General features: G+C 49.5%; 14 protein-coding genes. 6 read left to right on the top strand and 8 right to left on the bottom strand.

Translation table 11 applies throughout. The features are described 5' to 3' along the window. Positions 1–294: 294 nt before the first annotated feature. Together ACYVJM_RS19485 and ACYVJM_RS19480 are read right to left on the bottom strand one after the other, a co-directional pair. Complete coding sequence (locus tag ACYVJM_RS19485) at positions 295–1,245, bottom strand: TspO/MBR family protein (RefSeq protein WP_461149894.1); 951 nt, start codon at positions 1,243–1,245, stop codon at positions 295–297. A gap of 82 nt (positions 1,246–1,327) precedes the next feature. Continuing rightward, positions 1,328–2,410, bottom strand: coding sequence for an SDR family NAD(P)-dependent oxidoreductase (locus ACYVJM_RS19480; protein WP_461149893.1), 1,083 nt, complete (start codon positions 2,408–2,410; stop codon positions 1,328–1,330). Positions 2,411–2,568: 158 nt separating this feature from the next. On the opposite strand from ACYVJM_RS19480, the gene ACYVJM_RS19475 reads away from it, so the two are divergent. Next, positions 2,569–3,132, top strand: coding sequence for a DUF4136 domain-containing protein (locus ACYVJM_RS19475; RefSeq protein ID WP_461149892.1), 564 nt, complete (start codon positions 2,569–2,571; stop codon positions 3,130–3,132). Between the two features lie 60 nt (positions 3,133–3,192). Here ACYVJM_RS19475 and ACYVJM_RS19470 read toward each other — a convergent pair whose 3' ends face one another. From ACYVJM_RS19470 to pheS, 4 genes are all read right to left on the bottom strand, one after another. After that, on the bottom strand, positions 3,193–4,524 hold the full coding sequence (locus ACYVJM_RS19470; protein WP_461149891.1) for a DUF937 domain-containing protein: 1,332 nt from the start codon (positions 4,522–4,524) through the stop codon (positions 3,193–3,195). Positions 4,525–4,673: 149 nt separating this feature from the next. Then, entirely contained in the window at positions 4,674–4,862 is a 189-nt protein-coding gene (xseB, locus tag ACYVJM_RS19465; RefSeq protein WP_097124217.1) for an exodeoxyribonuclease VII small subunit, read from the bottom strand. 34 nt (positions 4,863–4,896) lie between these two features. Continuing rightward, positions 4,897–6,111: an exodeoxyribonuclease VII large subunit gene (locus ACYVJM_RS19460; RefSeq protein WP_461149890.1), complete on the bottom strand. Its 1,215-nt coding sequence runs from the start codon at positions 6,109–6,111 to the stop codon at positions 4,897–4,899. Between the two features lie 71 nt (positions 6,112–6,182). Further along, positions 6,183–7,223, bottom strand: coding sequence for a phenylalanine--tRNA ligase subunit alpha (gene pheS, locus ACYVJM_RS19455; RefSeq protein ID WP_461149889.1), 1,041 nt, complete (start codon positions 7,221–7,223; stop codon positions 6,183–6,185). Between the two features lie 354 nt (positions 7,224–7,577). Here pheS and ACYVJM_RS19450 point away from each other — a divergent pair, with 354 nt between their 5' ends. Together ACYVJM_RS19450 and ACYVJM_RS19445 are read left to right on the top strand one after the other, a co-directional pair. After that, positions 7,578–8,009 carry a LytR/AlgR family response regulator transcription factor gene (locus tag ACYVJM_RS19450; RefSeq protein ID WP_461149888.1) on the top strand — a complete coding sequence of 144 codons (432 nt, stop codon included), beginning with the start codon at positions 7,578–7,580 and terminating at the stop codon, positions 8,007–8,009. Between the two features lie 251 nt (positions 8,010–8,260). Then, the gene (locus ACYVJM_RS19445; RefSeq protein ID WP_461149887.1) at positions 8,261–8,680 is read left to right on the top strand and encodes a LytR/AlgR family response regulator transcription factor; all 420 of its coding nucleotides are present in this window, start codon (positions 8,261–8,263) and stop codon (positions 8,678–8,680) included. Positions 8,681–8,772: 92 nt separating this feature from the next. On the opposite strand, the gene ACYVJM_RS19440 is transcribed toward ACYVJM_RS19445, so the two are convergent. Continuing rightward, a complete protein-coding gene (locus ACYVJM_RS19440; RefSeq protein ID WP_461149886.1) occupies positions 8,773–9,447 on the bottom strand; it encodes an outer membrane beta-barrel protein in 675 nt (224 codons plus the stop codon). Positions 9,448–9,663: 216 nt separating this feature from the next. On the opposite strand from ACYVJM_RS19440, the gene radA reads away from it, so the two are divergent. Together radA and ACYVJM_RS19430 are read left to right on the top strand one after the other, a co-directional pair. Beyond that, positions 9,664–11,049, top strand: a complete 1,386-nt coding sequence (radA, locus tag ACYVJM_RS19435) for a DNA repair protein RadA (RefSeq protein WP_461149885.1) — start codon at positions 9,664–9,666, stop codon at positions 11,047–11,049. A 187-nt stretch (positions 11,050–11,236) separates the two neighbouring features. Further along, positions 11,237–12,124 (top strand): alpha/beta fold hydrolase, encoded by an 888-nt coding sequence (locus ACYVJM_RS19430; protein WP_461149884.1) that lies wholly within the window; start codon positions 11,237–11,239, stop codon positions 12,122–12,124. 129 nt (positions 12,125–12,253) lie between these two features. On the opposite strand, the gene ACYVJM_RS19425 is transcribed toward ACYVJM_RS19430, so the two are convergent. After that, positions 12,254–13,141, bottom strand: coding sequence for an AraC family transcriptional regulator (locus tag ACYVJM_RS19425; RefSeq protein WP_461149883.1), 888 nt, complete (start codon positions 13,139–13,141; stop codon positions 12,254–12,256). Between the two features lie 135 nt (positions 13,142–13,276). On the opposite strand from ACYVJM_RS19425, the gene ACYVJM_RS19420 reads away from it, so the two are divergent. After that, complete coding sequence (locus ACYVJM_RS19420) at positions 13,277–14,146, top strand: sugar phosphate isomerase/epimerase family protein (protein ID WP_461149882.1); 870 nt, start codon at positions 13,277–13,279, stop codon at positions 14,144–14,146. Positions 14,147–14,244: the final 98 nt, after the last annotated feature.

Genomic DNA, 14,244 nt, shown 5'->3' with positions numbered 1-14,244 from the left:
GTTAGGTTGTTCGCTGTTGCGATTGGGTTATTGACTGTCTCACTAGCTAATAACAAATCACATACCGGGCTGGTTTTGCGGACAATTTGGCCGAAAAAAGGTTGATTCCAGCTTGTTCTGCGTCATTATGGCGTTTTTTTTAGCTTGACCAAAGACTAAAAGTGGTAATAATGGCGTAACGGTTCAATCGGCCGTTGCCCGTGTTCATCAGGGTAGTTCAAAAGACATCTCCGACACTTGGCTTTATGGAGTACACATGAAAAAGCCGCCCTGTTTTGCAGGACGGCTTCATAATTAATCGAGCCCTTCAGCTTCTATGGGCTTCATTCGCTCCCGGGCTATTTCTGCCTGATGAGGCTCCCAGGTTTCGACCTGCCCGCTTACTACTTCAGCTTCGGTGTCGTCAACAGCGTGGTGGTCATAGGCATGGAATTTACCTTTAGGAAGCCAGTACGCCAGTAGCCCAACGTAAGCAGCCGCCAGCATAGCCGCCGTCCAGCCAACAACAGGTTGCTTTTCCCACTGCCGTGTGGCAATACCGCCAAACCCGGCAACGAAAGGCACCATATACCAGGGGTCATTAAGCCGGTTGGCAATGAGGTAACCCGCCCCGGCGGTGGCACTCAGAATCCCTGCCGAAACAGGTTCATCGCGCTCTTCGTCGGGCTCCCAGGCGTTCAGCGTCAGGATGGTGTTCGGCGTACCAACAACTGTTGCTGCCGTTAGCCAGCCCGCATACAGACTAACCGGGATACGGAGGTATTTCTCTGGCCCCGACACCTCGGTTTTACCAATTTCCAGACTCTGATGCAGACCTATGGCGGCTGGCAAGTTGAACTTTGTAGTCAGATCGGAGATGATAATGCTTTGGGGGTCATTCTGAGAAAAGAATCGACCAAAAATGGCGTTGAGCGTCCAACTGGCAAGCCACCAGGGCAACGCCTTCTGGTAACGCGGGTTGTTTTCCTGTGAAGGCAGTGCCTGATGAACCATCAATGCCCCTAAGCCCGAATAGATTGTCGACCAGACCACCCCAAATGCCCAGCCAGCCGGTACGATCATGTTTTTCTCGAAGACCTCTTCGTATTCTACCGGTACATCGTATTCGTATTCTGATCCGCTTTGGTCGGCCTTGTGACGGGACTTGCTTTGTTGCCGCGACCGGCTGCTGGATGTGGTTGTGTAGATGATGCTGCCAACGGCGAACACGGCGGTGGCAATTCGCCAAAATGATGATTTTTTCATAAGATATCGAGTCTGAAATGAGGAGACCCAATAAGCTCGTATAGGCGCTTATTGGGTCAATTGATTCATGGGACCGGCTTACTTAGGCGGTTGCTTCTTCCAGCATTTCCTCTTCTTTCTGCGCGAATTTCTCCGCTTTGCCTTTCGTGGTCTGGTAGGCGTCTACGACGCTATGGGCCACTTTGTCGAACACCGACGACAGCGTGTTGGACAGGGCGTCGCCCGCCGATTTGGCTTTGTATTTATACCGTACCTTATCGTAAGGGCTGGCATTTTTGTAGCCAATGGTCAAAGCAATACCTGCAATGACAGCAAGCCCGATTCCAACGCCCCAGGCAAGTGAGATCATTGGTTCCTTTTCTTCAGGCTCCGGCTTCTGCGACATCTTATCGCGCATCAATGCCGCCAATGCCTCTTGTGGGGCTACATACGCCATCACTTCGTACGACTTGTTTTTCAGACCGCCCGGTACAATTTTCGGTTTACCCGCCATGAGGGCATCGTAACCTGCTTTCGCCACCATAACGGGGTCCTGCAGCTCGTCGGTTATTTTCGTGTTCTCGGCATTTGCCTTGTTAAAGAAATCAGTATCCGTAGCGTTTGGCAGCAGGGCCGTGATGCTTACGTTCGTGTCTTTCAACTCGTTTACCAACGACTGGGTGAAATTGTAAACGTACGCTTTCGTCCCGGCATAAACCGCCATCAATGGCGAAGGGGTAATGGAAAGGAGCGAAGCCAGATTCAGAATTTTACCCTCGTTACGAGTTAGCATGTCGTACAGGAACAGCTTGGTCATCTGCGTCAGCGACAGCACGTTGAGGTGTATCATCGACTTCTCCCGCTCCCAGTCCGTATCCGTTGCGAACAGGCCATAAAGACCCACTCCGGCATCGTTGACCAGCACATTAACGGTAATGCCTTTTGCTTTAACCTGGTTGTATACGTCCTGCGCGGCATCCTCCTGCGCAAGGTCTTTCGTTATGACGGTAACCTGGTCGGTACCGTAGTTGCTTTTGAAAACTTCGCCCAGCCGGTCGAGTTTTTCGTCGCTGCGGCCTACTAAAACCAAGTTATAGCCATCCTGTGCAAAGAGTTTAGCAAGTTCCTGACCAATGCCACTGGAGGCACCGGTAATCAGGGCAGTTTTTCCTGTTTCTGAATTCATGATCTAGTGTTGGTTAGTGAGTACACACTTCCCCTAAGGAACTGCAACCAGCGAAAGTTGTTTCGACCACTTCCTGTTTGTCTGCAAGCCACAGCCAAATTTTCCGGCACAAAACAGGTCTGGTTAACGTTCTATTTACACGTACAGATCACGATGTTATGAAAACGATACAAGGGTTTATTTTGCTGTTGATAATGGGCGTAACAGCCTGTTCGCCCTATCGCATTGTGCGAAACGAACGCGACAATGCTGCGCCCTGGACCACCTACCGAACCTTTGCGTTTGTGGATACGAGTCGGGTTGATCCTGCGCCGGGAACGATTGAGTTCCGCTCCACAATGGAGCAAGTCAAACGGGCTGTTACGACTGAGTTGACGAAGCGGGGGTACCGGCCTGTGGGTGACAATCGTGCCGCCGGGCAGCCGGATTTGCTGGTAAATATTGGCGGGGTGGTGAACGAAAAAACACAAACCCGCCCCACAACTATTTATGAAGCCCCCCGGTATATCGGCCAATACCGCTATCACTGGCAGAGTCAGGATGTGCCGGTGGGTACATACCGGGAAGGTACGCTTAGCATACACATTGTTGATGCGCGAAAAGAGAACCTTGTCTGGGATGCTGCGGTATCCAGTGTGCTCGGTAAAAAAGGCGTCACACCCGCTCAGATTGATGAAGCTGTCGGTAAGGTGTTTACGAAGTTTCCGGCAGAAAACTCCTAATAACAGGGCGGCCCACTCAGTAGGCCGCCCTGTTGTTTTTCGGTCGATTATAGAAGAGCATTATTTCACAACTACCCGCATGACAATTTTCCGCATGGATGGCTTGGGAACCCGCGATGTGTCATTCCGCATAACACCCGTTCCCCGCCCAATAGCATCAACGCGTTGAAAATTAATGCCCGATGTAACGAGCTGTTGCTTGATTAAATTGACGCGCTTGAAGGACAGCCCTTTGTTTGTTAAACCGCCCTGTGCATCATTCGCGTAACCAACTAATTGAATCTGTAGTTGAGGGTAGGTTTTTAACAGGGTCGATAACTCGTTGATAGACGCCTGCGACGTGGCTGTCATGGATAACGAACCTGGCTGAAAAGCAATACCCGGCAGCGCAAAAACCCGTCCCTTGGGTAAGGTTGGATTGGTAAGGTAAGGCGTCATTTCACTGGTTAAGCTCCCTGCTGTTGCGGATGCCGTAGCTGCAGGAGCTGCGACCGCCGTTGTCGCCGATTTTGGTGCTGATGCGGCTGTCTGCTCTTTAGGCACCGCCAGGGATCGGGTTACGGTATCGGCCTGAATCGTATCGCTGGTAACGGTACTGAGATCGGCAGTTTCGCCTTCTTTATCCGAGTACTTCTGGGTGTTCTGGTAGAGGTAATACCCCCCAAAAGCCAGTGCCAGGGCGATCAGTATGCCAACTCCCCATTTTGTCAGCTTTCCATTATCGCCATCCGAATCGTCTGCAACATCATAAGTTATGGCCGGACGGACAGGTGCTGTTGCAGCAACAGGCTTAGTGGGCGCTTCGGTTGGTGTGCGCCGGGCGGGTCCGGCTGCACCGGCAACTATTTGATGAAGCCCTACTTTATCGACCAGTTGAGGCATAAAGGACTCCGGTACGATATTAACAAACGACTCCCGCTCGGAAAAAAGGGTAGTTGCCAACCCATCGGCATCTAGTTTCTGTTCTTTTACCTGTTTGCCAAGAACCTGAAGAACAATGGTTGTTGTTAAACCCAGCAGCGAAATAGCCGACGAGTTACGAATGTTGGCATACCCTGAAATCATGCTGCCTATCGAACTCTTCATCGCAGGCAGTAGATGGCTGATCACATCGTTACCCTGCGTAATGAGCATGTTCGTGTGTGTGGGGTCACGGAGAACAGTTGACAGGTTATCAAGAGAAGCACCGTCGTAACGGCCTTTTTGAATATGGTTAAATAGCTGATTGACGCCAATTTCACTGGTTGTGCGTTTCATTAACCCCCCCACAATCGTATACACAAGGCCATCAACGGCTTTGCTTGTTTTTTCGATAGGCTCATCAATATAGACTGCTATACGAGACAGAACCTCCGAGTTTAAAACATTAGTCAGATTAGCAAATAAATTCATAGGACAACGACTCAATCAGGCAAAAAACAGTGCTTGTCAAGAAACACACAGCCAAAACAACACTAAGCACCTTGGGATTTTACCCTCGGGCTAAAATTAGGCAAGGTTTGGCAAAGGTTTCATATCAGGGGATTAATTAATTCCTTATCTCAACGCTTGGGTAACTTTTCTATAACGTCCTGATATTCCGTTTCAATGGCGCGCAGCCGTTCCTGACAAAATATAATCAATTCGCTTGCCAATCGAATTTTTCCGGGCAGCTCATCCAGCGGAACCTGCTCATTTTCAATTTCATCAACCAGCGTGGCCAGCTGATCATAGGCATCCTGATAAGTCATAGTTGGTCAAGGGTTGTCTGTCGATAGCAACGAATTACGAATCACTAACGACAACATTGATACTTCCGTCGTACATCTGTACCTGAAGTAATTCACTGGGTTGAATATCGGCGGTCTGGGTCAGTATTCGACCATTGCGAAGCAGGAGCGCATACCCACGACGCAGTACATTTGATGGGTCGAGGTGGCGCAGGGTAACCGCTTTCTCGGTAAGGTTCGTATGACAGGCTCTAAAGTAGGTCTGAGAAACAAACCGAAGCCGCTCCGTTTCCCGGTCAAGATCCTCACGGGCCGTTTGGAAGGCCTCGCGGGTAACAATGCCTAGCCGATCCCGCAGCAGCAGGCAGTTTTCTTCAAATTGCCGGTTATGTTCAACCAGGAAGACTGCCGCTTTCGTGGGTGTTTTTACACTTTGATGGCAAAGTAAGTCCGTAATGCTGACGTTGCGTTCGTGGCCAATGCCCGCCAGAACAGGAATTGGGAAACCAGCTACGGTATGCCCCATTAAAAACGTATCGAATGAGCCAAAATCCAACTGCGAGCCCCCGCCCCGTACAATAACAACGGCATCATACGGCAACTCGCTGGTTCTGATTCGCTCCAGCTGACTGCAAATGGCCCGTTCGGCTCCCTGCCCCTGTACCTGGGTCAGGTATTCATCGACGACAAAGTCATAACCGAAAGGATTCTGCGCCAGCTCATGACGAAAGTCGCGCAAGCCGTCTGAGTTGGGCGCTGTGATCAACGCCAGGCGTTGCATAACCGACGGACGGGGGAGGAGTTGGTTCGCGGTGATATACTGCCCGGCTTCGAGCCAGACCAACTCGGGGTGTTTTTGAACGAGCGTGTCGAGTACCTGCTGCCGTTCGCGTTCCAGATTGCCAAGGGTAAACGACGGGTCGATTTTAAGAATTTCGAGCCGTAACCCATATACTGGGCTGAAACTTACGGACACCAGCAGCAACAACTGAATGTTACGGGCAAAAGCCACCCCCGTTGCCCGCTCAAAATCGCCGATTGTGTGGTAGTTCTTTCGCCAGATACAGGCATCGAGCTTGGCCAGCGTATCCCGGCCAGACGTATTGCCGGTTGTATCCCGTTCAACCAGCGTCAGAAAACAGTACCCCCGGTCCGGGTAATTTTTAATATCGCTCGTTTCGGCCACTACCCACACGGATTTCTGCCCGAAGGCTTCGTCAATGACGGCTTCCAGAGTAAAGGCTAAATCGGAAAGGCGGATGGGAGACATAAATAAAGAGCGAAAGAGCGAAAGAGCGAAAGAGGATGAATTGATCGCTCTTTTGCTCTTTCGCCTTTACATTAAAGTCCTTCAAATTGACGCAGGAAACGCACATCGTTTTCGGTGTAAAGACGCAGGTCATTCACAACGTACTTCAACTGCGTGATGCGTTCGATGCCCATACCAAAAGCAAAGCCGGTGTATTCTTCGGGGTCGATACCGCAATTGGCAATAACCTGTGGGTCAACCATGCCCGAACCGGCAATTTCAACCCAGCCCGAATGTTTGCAGATGTTACAGCCTTTGCCGCCACAGATCTGACACGAAATGTCAATCTCGGCGCTTGGCTCTGTGAATGGGAAGTAAGAGGGCCGGAACCGGATCTGTGTACCCGGCTCAAACATCTCTTTCACGAAATGATACAGCGTATCCTTGAGGTCTTTGAATCCTACATTCCGGTCAATGTAAATACCTTCAACCTGGTGGAACATGCAGTGTGCCCGCGCCGAAATCGTTTCATTTCGGTACACGCGGCCTGGCATGATTGACCGGATCGGCGGCTTCTGCCGTTCCATCAACCGAATCTGTACATTCGATGTGTGGGTGCGAAGCAGCATATCTGACGGAGCGCCTTCGGTCATCTTCTCCACGAAGAATGTGTCCTGCATATCACGGGCCGGGTGATTGTCCGGGAAGTTCAGCGCACCGAAGTTATACCAGTCCGATTCGATTTCCGGGCCATCGGCAACGTTAAAGCCAATACGCTCAAAAATCTGAATGATCCGTTGCCGAACCAGGCTTAAGGGGTGCTGGGTACCCGTCAAGTTGGGGATGCTGGGCAGGGTAAGATCAGTAGGAGGGGCACTGCTGGTGGCTGTCCGCTGCTCTTCAACCAGTTGGTTGAACTGATCAAAGCGCTCCTGAGCAAAATTTTTCAGCCCGTTCAATTCCTGTCCAACCGCACGACGGTCAGCCTGAGGAACACTTTTGAGCCCCTCAAATAATTCTGTTATAACGCCTTTACGGCTGATAAATCGCATACGAAACTGTTCCAGTTGTTCCGGCGACTTGATATCGAATTGTTCAATCTCCTGGTGGATGTCTCTTACTTTATCCAGCATATACTATATGTTTCACTACTTATTAAGACAAAGGTACATAAAACTGTGGAGAGGATTCGAGGCTCTTATTGTTGGTTGGGGCTTTCGTTACTCAATTGGGCGGTGCGTACTTAAACAATATTGATGACTGGTTACTATATGTTTCATGATGCATTAGCCGAAAACTATTGATCTGTAATCAATTAAGCTAAAAACATACTCCTGTAAATGTATTTTCAGAACTAGGTCTGATTCTTGCACCTCTACTAAGTACAAGAGGGCGTTAAAATAGCTGTTTTTAGATACGAAAACAATTACTAATGTCCTGATTAACAGTTAGAAATCATCACTAAACAATCATCTCATAAAACGCTTATGAACGCATTCGCTAACGACTCTCTTTTTGATACTATGTCTAGGCCTTTCCACAAAAGTGTGGAAAAAATTGCCGACTCTACTTGTTTGCAAAAGCTTCTCATTCCGTTTTATGATCGCAAACGGACCGTTTCTGTAGATGAAATTGTCCGCCTGGAAGGTTGTGGTAATTACACCAACTTCTTTTTGAAAGACGGTACAAAAATGTTGGTATCCCGTACCCTAAAGGAATATGAAACACTCCTTGATGGACAGGCATTTGTTCGTGTGCATAAATCCTGCATTGTCAACCTCGTTTTTGTGCGCAAGTTTTTCATTAAAAAAGAAGGTGAACTCGAATTGACAGATGGTCAACAAGTGAAAATCTCACGCCGACGCGCACAGGTATTCATGGATCGTATTCGTGATTTCCAACCTGTAGCGGTTAGCTAATAATGGCTGCTTATTTTCCCAGTAAAAAGTAGGAAATATACAGTTCGCTCAACCACGTAGTTTTACGCATTGAGTTGGGTACATTCACCCGAAGAAAACAGGAGTGTAAGCTCTAATGGCCTGATTAGTAACTGGTTGGAAATTTTGCCAGCCCTTACTCATCAGGCCATCCCTTTTTGAAAAAGCGGGTATGCGGTAGTTTTGTTTCACCGGTCAGCAACTACGACTCTGAACATAAACTATTCTCTGCTATGGACTCCACAATTTTTTCTTCGACTCAGCCTCTTGCCGTTGTTCCTCAGTTTCCAACGTCTTACCAGCGGGGCTCGCAGCGTATTGCGCTGCCCTATCTAAACCGCACTATTTTCATCTCGGTTGATGACATACTATGTCTTCAGGGTGAGGGAAATTACACGTTTCTTCACACTCGGGATCGCAAACGATATCTGGTCTCCAAAACTCTTAAAGAGTTTGAAAAAACACTGGACAGCACGATTTTCCTGCGTATTCACAAATCATATATCGTTAACCTCGCCTACGTTCAGCGTAGTATCTTTAACCGCGAGCGCCAGGTTCGAATGGCCGACGGTCGTGAAGTAGCCATCTCACGTCGGCGGATGAAAGATATCTCACAACGCCTTGCCCAATACTGGCTGCGGTTGTTGAATTAGTTGAAACCAGTAGGGTACAAAACGGTAAGTGGCTGACACGAGAGCAATACTCCTGCATCAGCCACTTACCGTTTTGTACCCTACTGATTCTGTTAAAATAACTTATACGCCAGCGTAATCTGCCATGACTTCAGGCGCTGGCTGAATTTGCCCTGGCTATCTTCAATCTGGGCAATGTCCGAAAGATTGCCTTCATAGCGTACATCGATTCCAAGTGAACCCAGATCAAGTCCACCGCCCACCTGATAACCATAGTAAGCTTTGGACCAGGCATCGTTTAGGCTACCACTTGTATATTGAGTCAGTGCCTGCCCTAATTTCTGATTATCGTCAATTCGGAAAGAGACTACTGGCCCGGCCATTATCCGGATCGGCCCACCTTTAATGCCTAGCAGCAAGGGGACATCAAAACTCGTGGTCTTTACCGTAACGGTTTCTGTCTGCCCATTCCGAACAACCCCAAACTGGCCCGAACGCGTCGAGTAAAGCAGTTCAGGCTGAATAAACAGGTTTTTTCCAAAACGCGTGTAAATACCGAATGAGGTACCCGTTTTGCTGTCAAAACTATCGCTCAGGTTGTTTCGAAAGGTTTGTCCGTCGATATTCACTGTTGGCGCACCCGTTCCACTGGTTCCGGTTCTGATGAAATTCCCAAAGCTTAGTTTGGATAAATTCACACCCCCTTTGATACCAATCTGAAAGCCTCCCTGCGCAAATGACAGAGCCGGTAAGAAAACGAGTGAAGCGAAAAGCAGGATTTTTTTCATGTGTAGCTGTGTAAATAAGATACTGGTTGATAAACGAAAATTGGACTGGAACGGTACTTTACATCAACTTATTTCGATTGAACGGCGTTCTGTAAATGACCGGTGAAGCGTTCAAAATCCCTCGTTCCAGAGCTTTGATGCGGCATTGCTTTCGTAGTTTAACCGCTTCGGAAATAATTTTCCATTACCTACCCATAATTGCCTGCTACCTATAGAATGGCCAAATTAAAAACTACCTTTTTTTGTCAAAGTTGCGGTAACCAGTCTGCCAAATGGATGGGTCGTTGCCCGGCCTGTGGCGAATGGAATACCATTGTTGAAGAAGTTGTTCAGAAAGATGAACCCGAAAAAGGCGGCTGGCGAAGCCCATCGGCCGGACCGGGGGGACTGAAAATAGCCGCCAAACCCAAGGCTATTCATGCTATCAACTACGAAGAGCAACCCCGCGTGACAACCACCGACGGTGAGCTGAATCGGGTGTTGGGAGGTGGTATCGTGGCTGGCTCGCTCGTATTGATTGGAGGAGAACCGGGCATTGGTAAGTCGACCCTGCTGCTGCAAATTGCGTTGAGCCTGGCCGGATTGCGGGTATTGTATGTGTCGGGCGAGGAAAGCGAACAGCAGATAAAAATGCGGGCCGAACGTCTGGATGCCCCCACCAGCGATTGCCACGTGATGACTGAAACCTCAACGCAGAATATTTTCCGTGTAGTCGAACATTTTGAGCCGGAAGTGCTCATTATCGACTCCATTCAAACCATGCAGTCGGCGCTGGTGGAGTCGGGGGCGGGCAGTGTCTCGCAGGTGCGTGAATGCACGGCCGAGTTCATGAAATACGCTAAAGAGAGTGGCGTACCGGTGTTTATGATTGGCCACATCACCAAAGAAGGGTCGCTGGCCGGGCCGAAAGTGCTCGAACACATGGTCGATACAGTGCTGACCTTTGAAGGAGACCGCCACACCACCTATCGTATTCTCCGGACGACGAAAAACCGGTTTGGCAGTACCGATGAACTGGGGATTTACGAAATGCTCGGCTCCGGGCTCCGGCAGGTAACCAACCCATCCGAAATCCTGATTTCGCAGCGCGATGAAGCTCTGAGTGGCGTTACTATCGGGTCGATGCTGGAAGGAAACCGACCCCTCATGATTGAATCTCAAGCCTTAGTGAGCGTGGCCACCTACGGCACCCCCCAGCGAAGCAGCACCGGTTTCGACGCCAAACGGCTCAACATGCTGCTGGCTGTGCTGGAAAAGCGCGGAGGTTTCCGGCTGGGTCAGCAGGACGTATTCCTGAATATTGCGGGAGGACTTCGGGTAGAAGATCCGGCTATCGATTTGGCCGTTTGTGCTGCAATCGTGTCGAGTTACGAGGATATTGCCATTCCGCCCTCCGTAGCCTTTGCCGCCGAAATCGGCTTAGGGGGCGAGGTGCGGGCGGTGAGCCGGATCGAATCGCGTATTGCCGAAGCCGAAAAACTGGGTTTTAAGAAGATGTTCATCTCCAAATACAACCTGAAAGGACTCGATACGAAAAGTTATAAAATTGACATCCATCCCGTTTCCCGACTGGATGAAGTATTTCAGGGTGTGCTCATGTAACGAGTTATAAAATTGGTTGGTGGGCCAATCCGTTTCTAACCATTTGTCGTAGCTATAGTTGTAGATAGAGTACTCTCGCTTAGCGCCGTGCCACGGTTATCTTGTAAATTTTAGAGTAACCGTGGCACGGCGCTAAGCGAAGGTACGAAGACCATAAATCCAACAACTCGACAAATCTTTAAACGTTATGAGCTACATTAAAGCAGGAACCGATGCCTTTGGGAATGACATTAAACTCTTTTATCAGGATTTGGGTACCAGCACGGCCGGATCGACCGTCGTGCTGATTCACGGCTGGCCCTTGAGCCACGAAATGTGGGATTATCAACTGGCCGAGCTGCCCGCGCACGGCCTGCGTGTGGTTGCTTACGACCGCCGTGGTTTCGGGAAATCGAGCCAGCCCTGGGATGGGTATGATTATGATACTCTGGCCGATGATCTGAAAGCGGTGCTTGACGAACTGAATCTCCAGAACGTAACCCTGGTCGGTTTTTCGATGGGTGGGGGCGAAGTCGCCCGTTACATGAGCCGTCATGGGGGCGCTCGAGTAGCCAAAGTAGCTTTCGTTAGCGCAGTAACGCCTTATCTACTCAAAACGGAAGACAATCCGGACGGCGTTGATAAAGATGTTTTCGACGAGATCACTGAAAACATACAGAAAGACCGGGCGGCTTTTCTGCAAACATTTGGCAAGCAGTTCTATGGTGTAAACCTCATTAGCAAGCCTGTTAGTCAAGCACATCTGGACGGCGACTTTGCCCGTGCCTATGTAGCTTCTCATAAGGCGACGCTCGAATGCGCCAAGTCATTTGCCGAAACCGATTTCAGGGATGATCTGACCCAGATCCAGGTACCTGCGCTGGTCATTCATGGCGATTCTGACAAAACGGTACCTATAGAAGCCTCAGGTGAACGGACAGCCAATGCGTTGCCTAACGCGCAGTACATCGTCTACGACGGGGCTCCGCACGGTTTGTTCATTACCGAGAAAGATCGCCTAACGCAGGATTTGCTTTCGTTTATTCAGGAAGGTGTAGCCGTTCGGGAATCCGTTGGGACAACCACCCTGTATTAATTACCTCAATAAATCTGATTTTTGGCCTGGCAAGTCGTAGCTGTTTGTTCAGTAGCGACTGTGCTTTACAGGAAACCAAACGGCCCCCTTTCGCGAGAGAGGGGGCCGTTTGGTTGAGGAAGGCCAGTTTTACAGTCGCCGGTACGTTTTAACGTAGCCGGAGGGCGTCTGACCGGTAATGTCTTTAAACTGACGGTTAAAGTTCGATAAGGTTCTAAAGCCACTCTCAAAACTGATTTGAGTAATGTTGAGCTTCCCATTCATAAGCAGCTTACAGGCATGACCAATGCGAACCTCGGATACGAATTCCGAAAATGTCTTGTTGGCCCTGGCTTTAAAATACCGGCAAAAGGCCGGCGATGTCATACCCGCCAGATCAGCAACGGTATCCAGACTAAGATCGTCCGGAAAGTGCCCCAGTACATAGTCATGAACCAGTTGCATCCGGTCTGTTTCGGCGGGTTTGACCGTGTTCGTATAACCCGGACTGGTCAGGTAACGAAAGTCGGAGGCTAGTGTAAGATCGTTCAGAAGCGTTAGTAGACTGATAACGCGCTGAAATCCTACGGGTTGTTTTGATAAATTTTTCAAGGCTGTCGCGGTCTGTCCACGCGTCGGCCCCATCCATTCAAGCCCCTGCCGCGACTGATTCAACAACTGCCGCAAAGGAGCCATTTCCTGTTTTTCGAAGAACTCCGGACCCAGAAAATCCTCTGTGAAGTAAACGACGATACCCCGCGTAATCAGCTCGTCTGAAGCTGAAGCCGGTTGCCGATCAAAATACACCTGATCACTGCGCCAAAGGTGAGGTAAGTTCGGGCCCAGGAAAACCAGGTCGCCGGGACCAAAGGGTTTTATCGAATCGCCAATAAAGCGGGTTCCCGTACCTTTTTCTACCAGAAACAACTGGTAATGGGGGTGGAAGTGCCAGTTGGGGTCGAAATGAGGCTCCACCAATTCTTTTACGATGAATGAAGCCGCAACGGGTTCAAGGTCTTTGCGTAGAGGCTGTTTCACTCAATTGCTGATTTTTAACACAAATAACGTGTATTTTTTATAATACGTGTAAAAATAAAGTCGGTATTCGGCAAGAAAAGCCAAAATGCAAATTTAGCTACTATTTATATTTGTTTGATTTTTTATGGAACGAATATGAATAAGCTAGGAATGAATATGTTCGTCTGGACGATGTCTATGGACGAAGACCTATCCGATACATTTAATTTTCTGAAAGAGAGTGGCTTCGACTTTGTTGAATTGCCAATCAACGATATCAGTCTCGAAAAATGGCAGCGCATTGGTCAGCAACTGAGCGAGTTAGGCATGGGTGTACAAACGTGTACGATATGCGGCCCCGAACACAGTTTGATCAGCCCTGATCCAGCGGTGCGGCAGGCAAGCGTTGCCTATCTGAAGCAGGTCGTCGATTGTTCGCGGGCCGCCGGTTCGTCTATTCTGATGGGGCCGGTGTACGCGGGGTTCAAGGAGTTCACCGGTAAGCCTGCCACCGCCGAGGAGTGGAACTGGTCGGTTACGGGTATGCGCGAAGTGGCCGAGTACGCCCAAACCCAGGGTGTTACGCTGGCTATCGAGTATTTGAATCGCTTTGAAGTGTACCTGCTTACCTGCGCCGATGAAGTAGTACGCTATGTCGAAGCCATCAATCATCCCAATTGCCGGGTAGCCTTCGACACCTTTCATGCTAACATGGAGGAGAAAAACATAGGGACTGCCTTACGGAAATGTGCCCCTTATCTGGTTCACGTGCAGATTTCGGAGAATGACCGTTCCACACCGGGGCAGGGCCATATTAATTTTGAGGAAGTGTTTGCCGTCTTGCAGGAGGTTGGTTATGAAGGTCCGATTGCTATCGAAGCTTTCGGCCCAAATCCACCCGAACTGGCCTCGGCAACGCACATCTTCCGGCCTATGTTCGAGTCGCCGGAACAACTGGCGGTCGATGGTCTCGCGTTTATAAAAAGCCAGCTGGCACAGGTCGTTCCTGTTGGTAGTGACGAATAAACGAAACAAGCTGCCTGGCCCGTTTTAATACGTGCTGTAAACGGTTTCAGGCGACGATAAACTATACATCTTAAGCTTTACCGCCGACCCTACCGGTC

The organism is Spirosoma pulveris (assembly GCF_054781875.1).
This window is presented reverse-complemented; position numbering and strand designations above follow the sequence as displayed.